Raw genomic sequence first — 15,464 nt, forward strand, 5'->3', positions numbered from 1 at the left:
ATGCCTCAGAACACCACGCCCAACCACCAGCCAGTCGCGAGGGAAGACAGAACCGCCACGCCCAGGCAACGCTGCGGCCTCTTTTCATCAAGGCAGCACCATGAATAAATGATCTTCATTGGATCTTGAAGTGCTAATTACCCCCCGGTAGAACAGTGGGGCAGGTGGGGTTCAAACCCACGACCTGACGGTTTCTAGGTCCGCCTTCCCGTTGTCTACCAACGACTTCCGGCACCTACCGCCAACAGCGGCGACCGCTCACCCGACCGTCCATCACAGACCGTCGCCCGGGATCCTCTGCCGTCATATTGTGGGGCAAAAGTGTGGCGTTGATCTTGCCCCAACAAGAGAGGGGCTTCTGTGCCATCCCGTCGACCTGGCGCAGCCCGATCACGTCGTCGCCAGGGGGCAACATCCCCCGCCAACGCCACGCTACCGCCTCAAGCTTGCCCCCTGGCGACGACGTGATAGCCCTTGTGGAGGTCGACGGGATGGCACCAGGCTCCGAACGAACCGCAGCGTCCCGCCCTCCCACCATCCCGGAGACCTGCCCGTCCGGCGAGGACAGGGTTAAGGCTTTACAAGTTCCCCACACCGCCTACTTGCCGCCACCTCCACCAGCATCGATGTGGCCAGCTATCAACTTTATCCTTTCCATCATAAAGTTAAACTCCTGCCTCTCCTTCACCGTCTGACGTCGCGGATAGAAGGGCCTTTTATGAAATCCGAGATCTTCACGGATAGACTCCACGAATAGATTTATCTCATCGATAACAAATCTCGAAAATGCTTTGATAGAATCATCGCCACTCTCATCAGCACTGCGACTACCCGACCTCTCAACGCGACCAGATAAGTCTCTTATCAGCACCGTTATCACAACTAGCCTATAGGCTACAACATTGTCAGTAAGGAGATGAATCTCTCCCATTTCGGATCCATCGATACAATCTAAGATTGTCCTCAATTCATCCACGCTAGCCATAGCGGATACGCCACTAAGACTTCTCACGCATCTCAGATAGGCATTGAATCTCATTTCAAAGAACTTTTCCCTGCGAGCACTACGCGTAGTTACGTATGTATTTATTGAGACACCTGCGAAGGTGGCCAAGGCACCAAGCGAGGCACCGATCAGAGCAGCAGTAGGCGCGTCCACTGCACCATCATGACCGACTTGACCAACAGGAATCGAACACAGCAGTCACCTTGGCCCATCCTGTGCCTTGCTCACCCAGCAGCATTCCCCACACCTGCGACACCTGTCGGGGTCGGGCGCGCTTCAGGCCGCTGGCGGGCCAGGGTGGCGAAGCCGGGCCCCTGGCCCTGCCAAGCGGCCGTAAGCAGAGCAGCGCGAGCGGCCCCGACAGGGGCCGACTTGATGAAGAAAAGAAACTCTGGACACGAGGGCCGTCTAGGCTGACGAGGTGAGTCACAGCAACGCGCCGAAGGCAGAGTGGTTGAAGGACTTCCCAGGCGGGCCACCTGATCATGAAAGTCTTGCGCGTCTCGTTGAGTCAGACGGTGGCCTGGACGAGGCAGAGAACACCTACTACGAGGCATCCGCTGATCCCAGCGCCGTTCGAATGGAGACCACGCGGCGTAGGTTTCGCGGGCAGTACTTTCGACGGCTGCGCCGCTTGGCGAACAAGGAACGCCTGACGGATTCCCCGCCAGCTCGCTAGAGCAGCCTTTTGGTGTACCCAGCTTCGATCAGACGCTCGTACGCCGATTGCACCATTGGCGGAACATCCTGCGCGATGGCATAGCCGTACTCGGCGAACTTGGTCATCCTCTGGGTGTCGCCGACCATCATGTTGATCACAAAGTCAGCATCGCCAATCTCGGCCACGTACTCGTCTATCGGTGGCCGATGAGACGTGCACACGATGTCCAGCTCCGGCCACAACTTCCGGCACGTCGCGTACGCCCGGCGCTCCTGGTAAGGCCTCGAGACCAGCACGGCCGATCGGATCTCGATCCCCCTGCCCTGCAACACCTTCCGCGTGAACTCGAAGTTCTCGGCCGTGTTGGTCGCCTCGGTCTCGATCACAATCGCTTCACCAGGCACGCCGCGCTCCAGGGCGTACTCGCGGTAATGCACTGCCTCGCCTCGCGGGAACCGCTCGACCGTCGTGGGCGCATTGGCACCGGTGAACACCACCAGCGGGACGACCTTGGTGTCGTACAACTCGGCTACCCGGATGGCCACGCCGATGTCATGGCTTCCCAAGCCGATCGCGGCGTCCATGGGGCGGACCCGATGCTTCATGTCGTGGTAGTCCCACAAGGTAAGCACGTCGGCGCGATGCTGCGCGGGGATCTCGATGGACGCCACGGCTTGCCTTCCTGATCGGTCAGTCTGGGATCGGGAACGTGTACGACTACTCGAACCGGCTCGCGGCGTGCACCCCTCGCGCGAACTCGATCGGTGTGTCGTCCTTCGTGAAGGTTCGCCGCTTGAGGATCATCACCGGCTCACCTGCGGGGAGTTCCAGCTTCGCCACCTCGTCGGGAGTCGGCATCCGCGCGTGGAAACTCTCAGTGATGTGGTCCGGCTCAAGCCCCTACATGGTGAGCACGGCAAAACCTCCCCCCGGCGTAGCGGGACCCGGCTTCGGATCCACCAATGAGGTTCCCTCGACGTGGCTCGGGTTGTAATAGCTCGTGAGAGTGTGCGTCGGGGTGTTGCCGTCCTTCACCAGGCGGGCTCGCTCGTAGACGGTTGAGCCTTCCTCGACCTGGAGCGCCTCGGCGATCTCCGCATCGGCCTTGACCTTGCCGACGGTGTTCGTCTGGTCCCCAGGCTTCCAGGCACGGCCTGATGCTTCCAGGTCGGCGGCGAACGCCACGAGACCGAACTTCCATTTGCTCTTGGTGTAACGCATAACGCCTAGGCGCTTCATCGCCGGACGTGGACGGACGACCGTGCCACGGCGACGCACCGAGTCCACAAGCCGCTCGGCCTCCAAGACGGAGATGGCCTTGCGCACGGGCCGAACGTGCGACGTCATCGGTCGTTCAAGACCTCGGCATGGGGCTACCAGCTCGCCGCTCCCTGCACCCACCCCCGAGGGCTGCTCGCGTTCAACCACCAAGCCGAACGTGCCTACGCCAATGCAATGGGCAGCGACTGGATGTCCGTCCGTGAGTCCCGTCAAGCCATTCCGCCTGCCTACACCGAGCACATCGGCTCGGTCCTTCTTGAGCGCCTGACACCAGTCGCCGCTTGACCTCTGACCAGTGAAAGGAGGGTTGTACGTGCCGCTCACCCTGGAAGACCGCATTGCCGCTCGCATCCGGGCTGTCGACTACCGCGACTGGCGCGAGCGGGTCACCGCCATCAACGGCTGTGCTCAGCCCATCCGGCTGTTCGGTGCCTGGCAGGTTCACGACCAGGCGGGCGCGGTGCTGGCGCACCATGGCGGCAAGGTGTTCGTGCCCTGCGGCAACCGGCGGGCCTCGGTCTGTGTGGCCTGCTCCGACCGGTACGCGGCGGACGCCTACCACCTGATGCACGCCGGGCTTGCCGGTGGCAGCAAGGACATCCCAACCACTGTCACCGAGAAGCCGCGGGTGTTCGCCACCCTCACGGCCCCGTCGTTCGGGAAGGTCCACAGCGGACGCAAGAGCAGCCGCGGGAAGACGCTCCCCTGTGCGTGCGGCGGCTGGCACCACCCGGACGACCCGCGCATCGGCGGCGCGGTGGACGACCTCACGTACGACTACGTCGGCTCGATCCTGTGGCAGGCCAACGTCGGTGAGCTGTGGAGCAGGTTCATCCGCAACCTCAAGCGCGCCCTGGCGCAAGCCGCGGGCTACCGCGCCGACGACTTCAAGGACCACGCTCGGCTGTCGTACGCCAAGGTCGCCGAGTACCAGCGGCGCGGCCTGGTCCACTTCCACGCGGTGATCCGCGTAGACGGGCCTGACGGTGCCGCTGACCCCACTCCGAGGTGGGCGACGACCGAACTCCTGGAGCACTGCATCCAGGCCGCAGCACGGGCTGTGCAGCTCGACACCGCCCGACCGGACGGTGCTGCTCTCCGGCTCGGCTGGGGCAGTCAGGTGGACTGCCGTCACATCCGTCCGTCGTCGGCTGCCGAGGTCGAGGAGGACGGCGAGATCAGCGAGTCGCGGCTGGCCGCCTACGTCGCCAAGTACGCGACGAAGGGCACGGGCAAGTCGGAGGCGGTCGACAAGCCGATCCGGTCCCAGCTCCACCTCGACCACCTGCGGATCTCCGCTCACCACCGTCGGATGATCCAGACCGCGTGGGACCTCGGTGACCTGCCCGAATACGCCTCGCTGAACCTGCGGAAGTGGGCTCACATGCTCGGGTTTCGCGGACACTTCCTGACGAAGTCCAAGCACTACTCCACGACCTTCGGCGCGATCCGCGGGGAACGGCGGACGTTCCGCACCCTGCAAGCCCTCGACCGGATGGGCCTGGACCCCGAGGCGGTCACGGTCGTCAACGACTGGCACTACACGGGCTCGGGTTACGACTCCGACGCCGAACGAGAGCTAGCCACGGCGATAGCCGAGGGCACACGTCAGCAACGCCAACGCAAGTACGAAAGGGAGGTAGCAGCATGACGAAGCTCTGGGGCATCAAGGAGTTGGCCGACCACCTCGGCGTTCCCGCGCAGACCATCTACCAGTGGCGCACCAAGGGCTACGGGCCTCCCGGACGGCGGGTCGGAAAGTACGTGCGGTTCGTGCCCGAGGACGTGCGGGCGTGGGTCGAGTCGTTGCCGACGGGGCTCGCGTGATGGCGCGGCAGCCGCTCCCCCTTGGCACCTACGGCAAGATCCGGACCTATCGGACGGCCACCGGGTGGCGGGCTCAGACGAAGTTCCGGGACTACGACGGGGTCACGCGGGACGTGGAGCGGCTCGGCAAGACGGAGGCCGCCGCGATCCGGAACCTCAAGGAGGCGCTGAGGGACCGGACGACGCCGGTCGACTCGGACGGCATCAAGCCGGACACCAAGTTTCGCGAGGCGGCCGAGGTGTGGCTCAAGGACTTCCAGCGGGCTATCGACGCGGGCAAGCGGTCCCCAACGTCCAAGGAGACGTACGAGAGCCGCTTGCACGGCCTGGTGCTGCCCGCGATCGGTGATCTCCGGATCCGGGAGCTGACCGTTCCGCGGCTGGGCAAGGTGGTGGCGGCAGCGCAGCAACTGCACAGCGCGTCGACCGCCAAGACGGTGCGGACGATCCTGTCCGGGGTGTGCGGGCTCGCGGTGCGGCACGGCGCGATGGCGTCCAACCCGGTGCGGGACATCCAGCGGCTCGACGGTGGCAAGAAGACCCGGTCGCGGGCGCTGTCGTTCGACGAGCTGGCCAACCTGCTGTCCAAGCTGGACTCCGACGAAGCCGCGGTGCACCACGACCTGCCGGACCTGGCTCGCTGGTACGCGGGAACCGGTGAGCGGACCGGTGAAGGCCTGGCGGTCCACTGGCACCACCTGGACCTCGACGAGGGCACGGTGAACTGGGCGGGCAGCCTCATCCGGATCAAGGGCGAGGGGCAGTCCATCAACCTCGGGAAGACGGACGTGTCCGAGCGGGCATTGCCGTTGTCGAGTTGGTTGGTCGTCGTCCTGCGGGAACGGCGGACTCGGCTGGCCGTGCGGTTCGGGGCGTCCGAGGACGAATTGAGCGGGCCGGTTTTCCCGAACACGCTCGGCGGGCTCCGGGACAAGCACAACACCCTCGCCCGGTGGCGGGAGTTCCGGAAGAGGGCCGGGTACCCGTGGGTCACCTTCCGGACGTTCCGCCGATCGGTGGCGACGCTGCTCGACGAGGCGGGGCTCACGGCGCGGGAGATCGCGGATCAGCTCGGTCACTCGAAGGTGTCGACTACGCAGGACGTCTACATGGCTCGCCGCGTGACCAGTCGAAAGGCGGCGGACGCCTTGGAAGCGGTTAGGTGGTCGACCGCATAAAGTGGGGCAAAGGTGGGGCGATGATCTTGAGCCCCACCGACCCCAGTACGCTGACCAGCAAAGACAGTGGGGCAGGTGGGGTTCGAACCCACGACCTGACGGATTATGAGTGTCCCAGGTCACACTACACCTAGGCCCCACCTGCGACTTTGCGCGACTCAGTGTTGTCACAAGCTGACACCTTGAGCCGTGTTGGCCATGCTTCATGGACAGATCCATGGACAGCAACAGCACCCACCGAAGTCCGCCCAGGTAGATCGCGCACGAGTCAAAGCAGGCGGATCCAACTAACCGCACATTGCGCCGAATTCAGCCAAGAATAGACGATGGACTGCATTTCAATCAATCAACGAGACGTGAATTCGTCACTAAATTTACCTTCATGCATAAGGCTATTTCGTTCCCTGTAGAGATCCTCAACGCCAGAAAATGAATCCCCGTGCTCTACCAGGAAGGATTTCCCGTCAAGAAATTCTGGCAAGTCTTGGAGATATCTCTTCGCAAAAGAATTCCGCCTATCTCTAACAATTGCCCTAGCTGCCGCAATATCTCCACCATCATATTCAGAAAGATAGCGCTTTGCGGCAATCTCAACCGCACTCGACATACATAGAACCGCCTCTCGAAGGTTTGATGAAATAATCGACTCTTCAGCATCTACAAGCAGGCTCAAATCTAGCGGAGGAGATCCGGGGACCGACATGCTTTCAATCATTGCAGAACTAGAAACAAACCCAGATTCCGGCGACCTAATAGAACCCGATGATGATCCGGCATTGTTTCCGCCTGGAAAAACTGAAACCTTTGAATTATCCTCCGCATTGAACCAAATAATAGAATGAGGAACGCTTGTGTAAAACTGACCATCATCAGGGCGCCAAAACTGGCCAATCGGTTTCACGTAGGGCGATTTGGCAACAACGCGAATGTGACTAAGGTAAAAGTTGACAAGTTCTACTGCGCGCTGAAGAGACTTTTGCAGAAGCTCAAACGAATCCCCCTGATCCAGTTCAATATCTGCATCTAGCACGACCTGAATCCTGTCCAGACACATATCCCGCACGACCCGCTTAAAAGATCCGTCTGGTCGATCCATCGGAACTAGTTCAATTTCCATCCCAGCTAGACTTTCATCTACATCGCTAGGAAATAGCTTTTCCTCAATCGGCCGAGGCGAGATGTGCGCTACGAATTCTTCATGATTAAGCGTAACCGAGAACGGAGGACCTTCCTCGACCGAACGCGGCAAAGTATAGTCCAGGTAAAACTGATAAACCGCCCTGACTCGCAAGAATGCCTCCCGCAATCCTCAATCATGAATTACGACATCTTAGAGCACTCCCTCCATGCCAGCAAACCGGTTTCCCCATCTACTTCTACCCCATTAACGCGGCGCTCCGAGCACACTGCCCTGAATCAGACGTTACTACCAAGAGGCTGGCGCAATGCTGCCGCAACTGCGTAAGCTAGATCGGTGACGGAGTATCCAGATAGCTTGCGGTGGAGAGTTCATGGCGAGCGGACCATCTACGATAATCAGTGGATCAAACTCAACCTCGTCGACGTAGAGCCTCCCGATGGCAGCAGGTTTGAGCATCATGTCGTAAAACTACATCACGTAGCAGTTGCGCTACTCCTCAACGAACACGATGAAGTGCTAACACTCTGGCGATATAGATTCGCTGTCGATCAGTGGGGTTATGAGCTCATTGGCGGGCTTGTGGAACCAGGCGAACATCCCGCCGAGACTGCCGCACGTGAAGCGGAAGAAGAAACAGGGTGGCGACCAATTGGCGAGCCTGAGCACATTGCCACATTCCAACCGCTACCCGGCATGGTCGATGCCCCCGTAAATGCCTACATCTGGCGGACCGCTGAGAAGGTTGGCGAGCCCACCGACGGCGAAGAGGCTGCGCGGATCGAGTGGATTCCCATTGATCGGATGTTGGGCTTGATCAAGCGCGGCGAAGTACTGGGGTCGGGCGCGATCGTCCCATTGCTGTTCTACCTAGCCTCACGCAATACCGGTACGACCGAAGTCGGGTAGCACCAGCGTGGATAGGCGCTGTCGTTGGCGGTCGGAGCCGATGCGGGTAGCTAGTTGGCGTGCTTTGCGCGCGTAGTCGACTGCTCCTCTCGTGTCGCCTGCGGCGGCGTAGGCGAAAGCTAGATCCACGTACATGCTGAGTTGGCCTCTGACGGCGGCGCGCGGGGACGAGTCGAGTTCCCGTGCTGCCGCCTCAAGGCTGTTGATTGCGTCTTGGTTGCCTAGGCGTAGGAGTGCGTTGCCGCGCCAGCGGCTTAGGTGGCCGTCGTTGAGTAGCAGGAACGGCATCTGTGGGTCGATGGGGTCTGACGGCATCAGGGCGTGGGCCTGGTCGAAGGCTTGTAAGGACTCGTCGTGGCGGCCTGCCGCTGCTAGGCCTTCGCCGTGGGCTGCGGCTAGCCAGGTGCGGAGTAGGGACGGGGCGCGGTTTTCCGCTACGTAGCGGGCGTGTTCAAGGAGTTCGACGGCTGCTGCCGGTTCGCCGATGTCCAAGAGGATCACGGCTTGTTGAGCGGTTGCGTGGGCTAGTAGGTACGGCGAATCGGCTTCGCGCGCCGATACCTTGGCGTCCTCGTGGTACTGCCATGCCTGTAGTTGGGAGCCACGGTCCAAGGCTGTCCAGCCTGCGAGGGTTCGGGCGTCCGTGAGGATTGCTGCCAAGCGTTCGCGGTGCATGGCGCTCACGCTGAAGGTGCGGACGCTTTCGATTTGGCGTACCAGGTTGTTGAGCTGGTCGAGGATTTCGATTGCGCCGAAGTGTTGATCCGAGTTGCGCAGGTTGTTGATTTGGCTTTGGAAGAGTTCCAAGGTGCTGTGATCGATGCTGCGAGCTACTAAGAGGCGGTCCCGGAGTTCTTCGATTCCATCGTTCTCGACGTCCGCGGGGAAGCCTAGTTCCTCGTTTGTTCGGCCGTAGAACTCTCGGAAAAGTTGGCGGTAGCCCAGGTCTGTGACGTCTACATGGCCGTTCTCCCAGCGGGAGAGCATCACGGACAGAGCCGATGCGCTGGCTACTGTCACGCCTGCCCTCGGTGCCCGCTTCACGAAGAAGCGCACCACCTGGTCTTGAGTGTGTCCGGTCTCCTCTCGCACGGCTTGCAGGCGTGTGAGAGGCCGGTCCCCTTGCTTTCGTCGTGCCACGTTCTCCCCCGTCCCCTGAGGCCGTGACCTGCGAACTTAACTCGACCTAACAGGGTCCCTGTTAGGCGCTGACAATTACTTTGACCCCCTTCTCGACTGTCTGCTGTTCCCATGACAGCGACGCCGAACACCCCAGCTAATCGGTTCTCACGGTTCTCTCTTCTTGGACTCCTCATCGAGTCTGGAGCTGAGTGCTCCGACCTGTGCCCGCAAGCCCCGGATTTCCCGAATGATCGTGTTCAGCAGCGGGACCAGCGGGTTGTCGTCCTGCGGAGTCTGCGGGTCCGCATTGGGCGGGATTTGTCCTTGCAGCACGGCAATCAGGTGTTGCGGGTGCCAGTCGAGGGCGATCGACAGGGCTTCCAAGGTGCGCGGGTTTCGCCGGCGTTGGATTCGGCCCTGTTGCATCTCGCGGACTATCGCCAGGGATACGCCGGACTTTTCGGCGAGTTCCTTTTGCTTCAAAGCCAGTTCAACGGTGCGGCTGTTGAGTGCCTCCGCGACCGCCGACCAATCCTCTTTCACGTACGCCTCCGTGCTCCGCCTCAGCGCCGACGTTAGCGCGCGACTTCGACAAAGGCCGAGGCAAAAGCTGATGTCAGCGGCATTTGGGCACGAATCAAAGCTGAAGTTGGCGAATATGGCTGAGAAATCAGCCGTTCGGAGGCACACGTAATGAGCACAAGTACAGAGCCAGCCGGTGGCCGGACGCCCTTGTTCTACACGGTCGCCGAAGCCGCGCGGATCATGCGAGTGGACGCGGCGACGGTGTACCGGGCGATTCGAGAAGACGCGTTCCCCGCTGTTCGGCTGCGCACCCGGTACGTGGTGCCCGCTCGTGCGGTGGAGGAGCTGGCCCGTCAGGCCGCTGAGTCCGGTGGGGTCGTGGACGTGGCGCAGGTGGCGGCTGAGCGTCGGACGGTGCGGGAGATCGAGCGTCTGTCCGGGGGTGCGTCGTGGTGAACCCGGATGACTACTTCGAGGTGATCGCGGCCGAACTGGACCGCTACGCCGATGTTCCGGATGACGTGTTGTTGGAGATCGTCACGCGGGATGGCCGGTGCATGTGGCTGGTCGAGAACGGTGAGGAACCGGAGTGGCAGGGCGAGTACCTGTCCGATCGGGAGTTGGCCGCGCGGATCTGCGCGGGGTGTCCGGTGCGGCGGGAGTGCCTGGAACTGGAATTCCGCACCGCAGGTGATCAGACGGTGGGTGTGTGGGGCGCGCTGTGCGACGAAGACCGTCGCGCCGTGTACCCCGTGTGGCTCGCTCGTCGTCAGCGGCGAGGCCGGGACGGAGGGCAGGTGTCATGACGATCAACCTGACGCCTACGCAACTGCTCGCCGGTCTGGGCGTGGTGCTGTTGCTGCTGATCGTCTGGCGTTCCGGTGCCCGTAAGGCGAAAGCGGCCAAGGGTGCGGCGCAGGCCAGTGCTCGGCTGTTGTCGCTGACCGGTCGGGTGCTGGTGACGGCCGGGGGCATCGTGGGTGTGCAGTGGCTCGTCATCACCCACCCCGGCAACACCACGTTGCTGCTCGTGGTGTTGGGGCTGCCGGCACTGTTCGCCTCGTACACGCTGACTCGGGCGTTGACGGTGACCGGTGTGGACGGTCCGCGTCGGAGGGGTGATCGGTGATGCTCACCCCAGGTTCGCGAGGTGGGGGAAGGGTGGTCGCCTTCGGGCGGCCACCCGCCACCCCCACCGATGATCAGGCGGGTCGACTCGCGCGGGAAGCGGTCGAGGCGGCGGAGATGCGGGCGCACCAAGCTCGGCCGGACGTGGTCGCGCTGCGGGTGGAGCGGGTGCGGGCTCAGGTGGACCGGTTGTGTTGGGCCGGGATCGTGCTCGGGTTGGCGTTCACGATGACCAATGTTCAGGGGTTTGCCGCTGCGGGGTCGGCGGCCTGGTCGTTGCCGTGGTTGGCGGCGTGGCTGCTGGATCCGACGGTGTCGCTGGTGCTGCTCGCGATTCTGCGGGCGGAGCAGGTGACGGCTCGCTACCGGGTGCGGACGGGACCGTGGGTGCGGCGGGCGAAGTGGTTCACGCTCGCGGCCACCTATGTCATGAACACATGGGCATCGTTCGCGGCGGGGTCGTGGTCGGGGATCGTTCTGCACTCGGTGCCGCCGTTGGTGGTGTTCGTGGCGGCGGAGGCCGTGACGGATCTGCGGGACAAGCTCACGGAGGCCGTGGCCGCAGCGTTCACGGAAGCGGATCAACGACCGGTCGTGAACGCCGGTGCGCCCGTTCACGAGATGGCAGAGCGACGGCCAGCGCGGCGGAAGCGCTCCGGTGGCCGTGTCACGTTCGCCGAGTACGTCGCAGTGGCAAGCGAAGCGTGGACACCTGACGTCGTCGTGAGCCCCTCGTGGGTACGTGAGGTCACCGGGTGTTCGCGTGGGCTGTCGTCGCGGTTGGCCGCTGCACTCGCGGATGAGGTCGGCGGGGGTGACGAACGATGAGTGAACCCGATGACGTCGTGAACGGGTCCCTCCCGGTGCCTGCGGGTGGTCGTGAACTCGTGGACGTCTCCCCCGTGCTTGACGGTGAGCTTGTCGACTACGGACCGAACGTTCGTCGCGGGTCGTGGCGGCAGCGGTTCACGAGTTGGTGGCGGCGTTCACCACGGGTGCCCGCTGTGCTCAAGTCGCGGCGGTTGGTGGTGCAGGCCGTGAGGGATCTTGTGGTGTGGTTGCTGCGATCGCCGTGGCGGTTCGTCGGTGCCGTGGTGCGCGGTCTGGTGGTCGCTGCGCGGTGGTGGCGGCAGTGGGTGAGGGTGTCTGACTACCGGGAAGCGGCTGAGCAGTCAGAGAAGTTGGCGGACAAGTTCACCGACATTCGGGCGCTGACTTTGTTCCGTTGGAAGGTCACCGCGGCTGTCGTTGGCGGGTCCGCGGTGACGCTCGCGGTGCTTGATTTGATCTACGGAAATCGGGCTTTGTGGATCATCGGAGCGGTGGTGTCCGTGGGCCTGGCGGTGCTCGGCAGACGCAAGGACGGCAGCCCTGGGCGCAAGCCCGTGTTGGCCGGTCCGCGCACCCTGACGTGGACGATGGACCCGCAGGTGCTCGTGGACGCGTTCCGGGACGCGAAGCTGATCGGGAAGGACGAGTCGCTGCGGCTGGTCGAGCGGGCTACCCGAGTCGGTGACGGGTGGGCCATCACCGTGGATCTGCCTGCCACGCGCAAGGCGGGTGATGTGATCAAGAATCGGGAGGCTCTGGCGTCGGCGCTCGCGGTCGATGAGGTGCAGTTGATCGTGGAGCGGGTACGGGGCAACGGTGGGCACGCGGGTCGGGTGTCGATGTGGGTTGCCGACGTGGACCCGTACGCGTCGCCTCCGGTGCGGACGCCGTTGCTCGGGGTGGCGCGGTGGGACGCGTGGCGTCCGGCGCCGTTCGGGAGGGACGCGCGGGACCGGCGGATTGATCTGCCGTTGGTGTGGACGTCGTTGCTTGTCGGTGCGATTCCCAGGCAGGGCAAGACTTTCGCGGCACGGTTGGCAGCGGCGGGCCTGATTCTGGACCCGCACACGCGGTTGTATGTGGCCGACTTCAAGTCGGGGAAGGACTGGTACGCGGCGGCGCAGGTGGCGCACCGGTTCATGTCCGGTGACGAGTCCGAGCACGTGTTGACGCTCGTGGATTGGCTCGTGGAACTGGTCAGTGAGGTGCAGGGTCGGTATCGGCGGATGCAGGATCTTGACGATCTGGTGTGTCCGGAGTCGAAGATCACGCCGGACATGTCCCGTGACCCGGTGTTGGACATGCCCATTACGGCGATCTTCATCGATGAGGTGCAGGTGCCGTTGGAGAACCGCACGCCCGTTGAGGTGGAGGGGAAGAAGCTCACGGCGGGTGAGTATGTCGGGGAGTTGCTGACGTGGCTTGCTCGCAAGGGGCCAGCGGCGGGGATCGTGCTGGTGTTGGCGACTCAGCGGCCCGACAGCAAGACCATTCCGTCGAACCTGCGGGCGGTGCTCGGGTCACGTTTCGCGCTGCGGGTGATGGACTGGCGGGACAGCAACATCGTTCTAGGCGAGCAGATGAACACTCGTGGCTACGACAGCAGCCGACTGCTCGCCTCTCACAAGGGTGTGGGCATCCTGCGGCCGGACGGGGAGACCGAGGCAGGAGCGGACGTGCTCGCGATGACGGTCCGGACGTTCTACATGCCCAACGAGGATTGGCGGACCATCTGCCAGCAGGGCCGAGCCCTGCGGGAAGCAGAGCGGACGCTGACCGGGTACGCGGCCGGACAGGACACACGCCCGGTGCTCGATCACGCTGCTGTCGCCAAAGCCATCGGAGAAGGAACGTCAGCCGCCATCGAGCCGAGCGCTCCAGAGGAGTTGCCCGAACCGCTCGCGTCTGTTGTCGACTACCTCAGCGATGAACTCAACGGCAGGGAGTTCGTGCCGACGGCGGAACTGGTTGACGCGCTCGGTGTCGAGCCAACCACATTCGGCCGTCAGATGGGCGACCTTGGATGCAGGCCAACGCGGGAACGGATCACCACGGATGACGGCGTGAGGCAGGTCAGGGGCTACCTGGTGGCCAACATTCGAACGGCTGCGAAGACCTCAAGAAGTGCAGCCACAGATAGCCACTAGACGAACGAGTCTGCATGGCACGGCGCACCCTCTGCGTCGTGAATACGCTGCCGGGTTACTCGTCGTCTGTCTCAATGTGGCTGATGGCGGACTCGGGAGGGAGTTGGTGGTCGGCGAGGGAGGGGGACCCGAGTTGTTCCAGACGGACTCGGTACAGGTTGCGCATCCTGCGGTAGTCGAACTCACCCCCTTGAGGAACGCGCTTGACCTCCAGCAGATCCCTTCGTTGGAGGTCGTTCCGAGCGCGTGTCCAGGTGTCGGCGGACAGTCCGTACATGGCGCGTTCATCAGACGGGACGTAACGAAAAGCGTCTCTAGCCTGTTGCACGTCGCGGATCACCATCATCAGCACCAGCGACGTGGCGGGCATGTCGATGATCCATCCATTAGTCCATAGCCCCAAGGGCAGGCTGATGTACCGCCCGACTGGACGGGTGTACTCCTCACTAGGAACGCCAGATGGCTGCGGGGTGAGCAAGGTGATCTGAGGGGTTGCCCCCTTCCTGGGGGTGAGCCGGATGAAACCCTCCTTGTGCAGCCACCGCAGGGAGTCCGCGACGCGTCGAGCGGGCTGCGCCCCGGTCACCGCCAGCCTCCGCGCCCAAGAGTCAGGTGTAGGTGGCCTGCCGATGTCGTAAGGACTGCTGGTGGCCATCATCGTGATCGTCAGGAATAGCTTCAACCTGACTTCACCGCCTCTCCCACCTTGAATCAGCCGAGCCAGAGGCGGCGCACAGTCGCTGGTACGCAAGAAATCCTTTGCGAAAGGCACCTGTTCCTTGCGCTTGGACTTCGTCACGCTTTTGCGCAGCAAGTCCGTCCCCTCCTCCCGCTGGGCTTGGGTCGGGTGCGCTCGGCCGAGCGAGGTGGACTGCTTCATGATCAACACCATTTCATGATCAATACGTCAGTACAGGAGAAACGAGGGGGTACGGGGGTCGGGGGGTCGGGGGGTCAACCGGTTGTCCCTTCCTTCACCGCACTGACGCTATGTCACAGCTTCACACAAGTGCAACCTCTGGGCTACAAGGGCTGTTTCACTCATCTAAGAACGCTTTTTCGCCACTGCACAATCACCACATACTACCTTTGACCTGCACCTTTACCTTCAGGGATGCTTTCGGCGGAACGGCAGAGGAGCCCCGCTAAGGCTTCGAGAACCCTGAAGGAGGTCCGATCATGAGCACCCCACAAGTGCACCGAGGCACCTGGCTGGCCATCGTCCTGTTGGGCGCAGTCTTGGGCGCGGTCGTTATCGGAGCAGTGTTTTACCTGTTGAATGCTTCTCCGCTGGTCACCTTGGTGACCGCCGGCGCGGCGTTCACGGCGGTGACCGGTCTGGGCTTGAAGATGTACGAGTTCCTGTCGCCGTGACTGACACGTCATCCTGCCTCGCCAGACTCTGGACCAGCGCCGCGCCGTTGCCACACCTCATGACGCCTGTGGTCAACGCGCTGACCCGTCACGACCTGTCCCCGCCCTGTCACATCACATAGCCCGCTGTGACAGGGTCGAAAACCGTAGCTAGCAGCGCAAACAGTCCGCCGTGACGTCTGTGACACGTAACAGGTCACGCGTCACAGACGCCGAGAAGAGCCGTGGGGGGCGCCCAGAGCCGCCCATTGGGCGGGCCCCCGCCCAACCCCCCCACAACGGGGGCCGGTGGGGGGGGGGGGGGGGGGGTTTAAAAAAAAAAAGAGGGCCCGGGCGG

General features: G+C 62.9%; 16 protein-coding genes and 1 pseudogene. 10 read left to right on the forward strand and 7 right to left on the reverse strand.

What is annotated here, in order from left to right; all coding sequences use genetic code 11:
• Positions 1-598: 598 nt before the first annotated feature.
• The 3 genes and pseudogenes from ACFWW9_RS32775 to ACFWW9_RS32785 form a co-directional block, all read right to left on the reverse strand.
• Positions 599-1,159, reverse strand: a complete 561-nt coding sequence (locus tag ACFWW9_RS32775; RefSeq protein ID WP_390385978.1) for a hypothetical protein — start codon at positions 1,157-1,159, stop codon at positions 599-601.
• A gap of 522 nt (positions 1,160-1,681) precedes the next feature.
• On the reverse strand, positions 1,682-2,272 hold the full coding sequence (locus ACFWW9_RS32780; protein ID WP_390386006.1) for a YdcF family protein: 591 nt from the start codon (positions 2,270-2,272) through the stop codon (positions 1,682-1,684).
• A 112-nt stretch (positions 2,273-2,384) separates the two neighbouring features.
• Positions 2,385-3,299, reverse strand: a pseudogene (locus ACFWW9_RS32785) (GntR family transcriptional regulator).
• Between ACFWW9_RS32785 and ACFWW9_RS32790 the strand changes: the two are divergent.
• Genes ACFWW9_RS32790 through ACFWW9_RS32800 form a run of 3 tightly spaced genes read left to right on the forward strand, consistent with a single transcriptional unit; the run spans position 3,262 to position 5,953 of the window.
• A complete protein-coding gene (locus ACFWW9_RS32790; protein WP_390385980.1) occupies positions 3,262-4,599 on the forward strand; it encodes a replication initiator in 1,338 nt (445 codons plus the stop codon). The pseudogene ACFWW9_RS32785 and the gene ACFWW9_RS32790 overlap by 38 nt on opposite strands.
• The gene (locus ACFWW9_RS32795; RefSeq protein ID WP_390385982.1) at positions 4,596-4,775 is read left to right on the forward strand and encodes a helix-turn-helix transcriptional regulator; all 180 of its coding nucleotides are present in this window, start codon (positions 4,596-4,598) and stop codon (positions 4,773-4,775) included. Before ACFWW9_RS32790 ends, ACFWW9_RS32795 begins: the two co-directional genes overlap by 4 nt.
• Positions 4,742-5,953 (forward strand): tyrosine-type recombinase/integrase, encoded by a 1,212-nt coding sequence (locus tag ACFWW9_RS32800; RefSeq protein WP_390385984.1) that lies wholly within the window; start codon positions 4,742-4,744, stop codon positions 5,951-5,953. The genes ACFWW9_RS32795 and ACFWW9_RS32800 overlap by 34 nt, the downstream gene beginning before the upstream one ends.
• 346 nt (positions 5,954-6,299) lie before the next feature.
• Here the strand turns inward: ACFWW9_RS32800 and ACFWW9_RS32805 are convergent, their stop codons facing one another.
• The gene (locus ACFWW9_RS32805) at positions 6,300-7,259 is read right to left on the reverse strand and encodes a hypothetical protein (RefSeq protein ID WP_390385986.1); all 960 of its coding nucleotides are present in this window, start codon (positions 7,257-7,259) and stop codon (positions 6,300-6,302) included.
• A gap of 168 nt (positions 7,260-7,427) precedes the next feature.
• Between ACFWW9_RS32805 and ACFWW9_RS32810 the strand changes: the two genes are divergently transcribed.
• Positions 7,428-8,000 carry an NUDIX domain-containing protein gene (locus ACFWW9_RS32810; protein WP_390385988.1) on the forward strand — a complete coding sequence of 191 codons (573 nt, stop codon included), beginning with the start codon at positions 7,428-7,430 and terminating at the stop codon, positions 7,998-8,000.
• Here the strand turns inward: ACFWW9_RS32810 and ACFWW9_RS32815 are convergent.
• Together ACFWW9_RS32815 and ACFWW9_RS32820 are read right to left on the reverse strand one after the other, a co-directional pair.
• Positions 7,968-9,056, reverse strand: a complete 1,089-nt coding sequence (locus ACFWW9_RS32815) for a tetratricopeptide repeat protein (RefSeq protein WP_390385990.1) — start codon at positions 9,054-9,056, stop codon at positions 7,968-7,970. The two genes, ACFWW9_RS32810 and ACFWW9_RS32815, sit on opposite strands and share 33 nt — an antisense overlap.
• A gap of 231 nt (positions 9,057-9,287) precedes the next feature.
• Complete coding sequence (locus ACFWW9_RS32820; RefSeq protein ID WP_390385992.1) at positions 9,288-9,665, reverse strand: helix-turn-helix domain-containing protein; 378 nt, start codon at positions 9,663-9,665, stop codon at positions 9,288-9,290.
• A gap of 150 nt (positions 9,666-9,815) precedes the next feature.
• Here ACFWW9_RS32820 and ACFWW9_RS32825 point away from each other — a divergent pair, with 150 nt between their 5' ends.
• From ACFWW9_RS32825 to ACFWW9_RS32845, 5 genes are read left to right on the forward strand one after another with little or no spacing between them, the layout of a single operon-like run.
• Entirely contained in the window at positions 9,816-10,103 is a 288-nt protein-coding gene (locus ACFWW9_RS32825; protein ID WP_390385994.1) for a helix-turn-helix domain-containing protein, read from the forward strand.
• Positions 10,100-10,453, forward strand: a complete 354-nt coding sequence (locus ACFWW9_RS32830) for a WhiB family transcriptional regulator (RefSeq protein WP_390385996.1) — start codon at positions 10,100-10,102, stop codon at positions 10,451-10,453. Before ACFWW9_RS32825 ends, ACFWW9_RS32830 begins: the two co-directional genes overlap by 4 nt.
• The gene (locus tag ACFWW9_RS32835) at positions 10,450-10,776 is read left to right on the forward strand and encodes a hypothetical protein (RefSeq protein WP_390385998.1); all 327 of its coding nucleotides are present in this window, start codon (positions 10,450-10,452) and stop codon (positions 10,774-10,776) included. Before ACFWW9_RS32830 ends, ACFWW9_RS32835 begins: the two co-directional genes overlap by 4 nt.
• On the forward strand, positions 10,776-11,603 hold the full coding sequence (locus ACFWW9_RS32840; RefSeq protein ID WP_390386000.1) for a hypothetical protein: 828 nt from the start codon (positions 10,776-10,778) through the stop codon (positions 11,601-11,603). Before ACFWW9_RS32835 ends, ACFWW9_RS32840 begins: the two co-directional genes overlap by 1 nt.
• A gap of 17 nt (positions 11,604-11,620) precedes the next feature.
• Positions 11,621-13,753 carry a cell division protein FtsK gene (locus ACFWW9_RS32845; protein ID WP_390386008.1) on the forward strand — a complete coding sequence of 711 codons (2,133 nt, stop codon included), beginning with the start codon at positions 11,621-11,623 and terminating at the stop codon, positions 13,751-13,753.
• 55 nt (positions 13,754-13,808) lie between these two features.
• Here ACFWW9_RS32845 and ACFWW9_RS32850 read toward each other — a convergent pair whose 3' ends face one another.
• On the reverse strand, positions 13,809-14,633 hold the full coding sequence (locus ACFWW9_RS32850; protein WP_390386002.1) for a hypothetical protein: 825 nt from the start codon (positions 14,631-14,633) through the stop codon (positions 13,809-13,811).
• A gap of 299 nt (positions 14,634-14,932) precedes the next feature.
• Here ACFWW9_RS32850 and ACFWW9_RS32855 point away from each other — a divergent pair, with 299 nt between their 5' ends.
• On the forward strand, positions 14,933-15,127 hold the full coding sequence (locus ACFWW9_RS32855) for a hypothetical protein (protein WP_390386004.1): 195 nt from the start codon (positions 14,933-14,935) through the stop codon (positions 15,125-15,127).
• Positions 15,128-15,464: the final 337 nt, after the last annotated feature.

Source organism: Umezawaea sp. NPDC059074, assembly GCF_042738955.1.
In the GTDB taxonomy this organism is placed as follows: Bacteria; Actinomycetota; Actinomycetes; order Mycobacteriales; family Pseudonocardiaceae; genus Umezawaea.

Coding starts and splice junctions, on each gene's coding strand:
- ACFWW9_RS32780 (WP_390386006.1), bottom strand. CDS start 2,272: ATGAAGCATCGGGTCCGCCCCATGGACGCCGCGATCGGCTTGGGAAGC.
- ACFWW9_RS32795 (WP_390385982.1), top strand. CDS start 4,596: ATGACGAAGCTCTGGGGCATCAAGGAGTTGGCCGACCACCTCGGCGTT.
- ACFWW9_RS32825 (WP_390385994.1), top strand. CDS start 9,816: ATGAGCACAAGTACAGAGCCAGCCGGTGGCCGGACGCCCTTGTTCTAC.
- ACFWW9_RS32835 (WP_390385998.1), top strand. CDS start 10,450: ATGACGATCAACCTGACGCCTACGCAACTGCTCGCCGGTCTGGGCGTG.
- ACFWW9_RS32840 (WP_390386000.1), top strand. CDS start 10,776: ATGCTCACCCCAGGTTCGCGAGGTGGGGGAAGGGTGGTCGCCTTCGGG.
- ACFWW9_RS32850 (WP_390386002.1), bottom strand. CDS start 14,633: ATGAAGCAGTCCACCTCGCTCGGCCGAGCGCACCCGACCCAAGCCCAG.
- ACFWW9_RS32855 (WP_390386004.1), top strand. CDS start 14,933: ATGAGCACCCCACAAGTGCACCGAGGCACCTGGCTGGCCATCGTCCTG.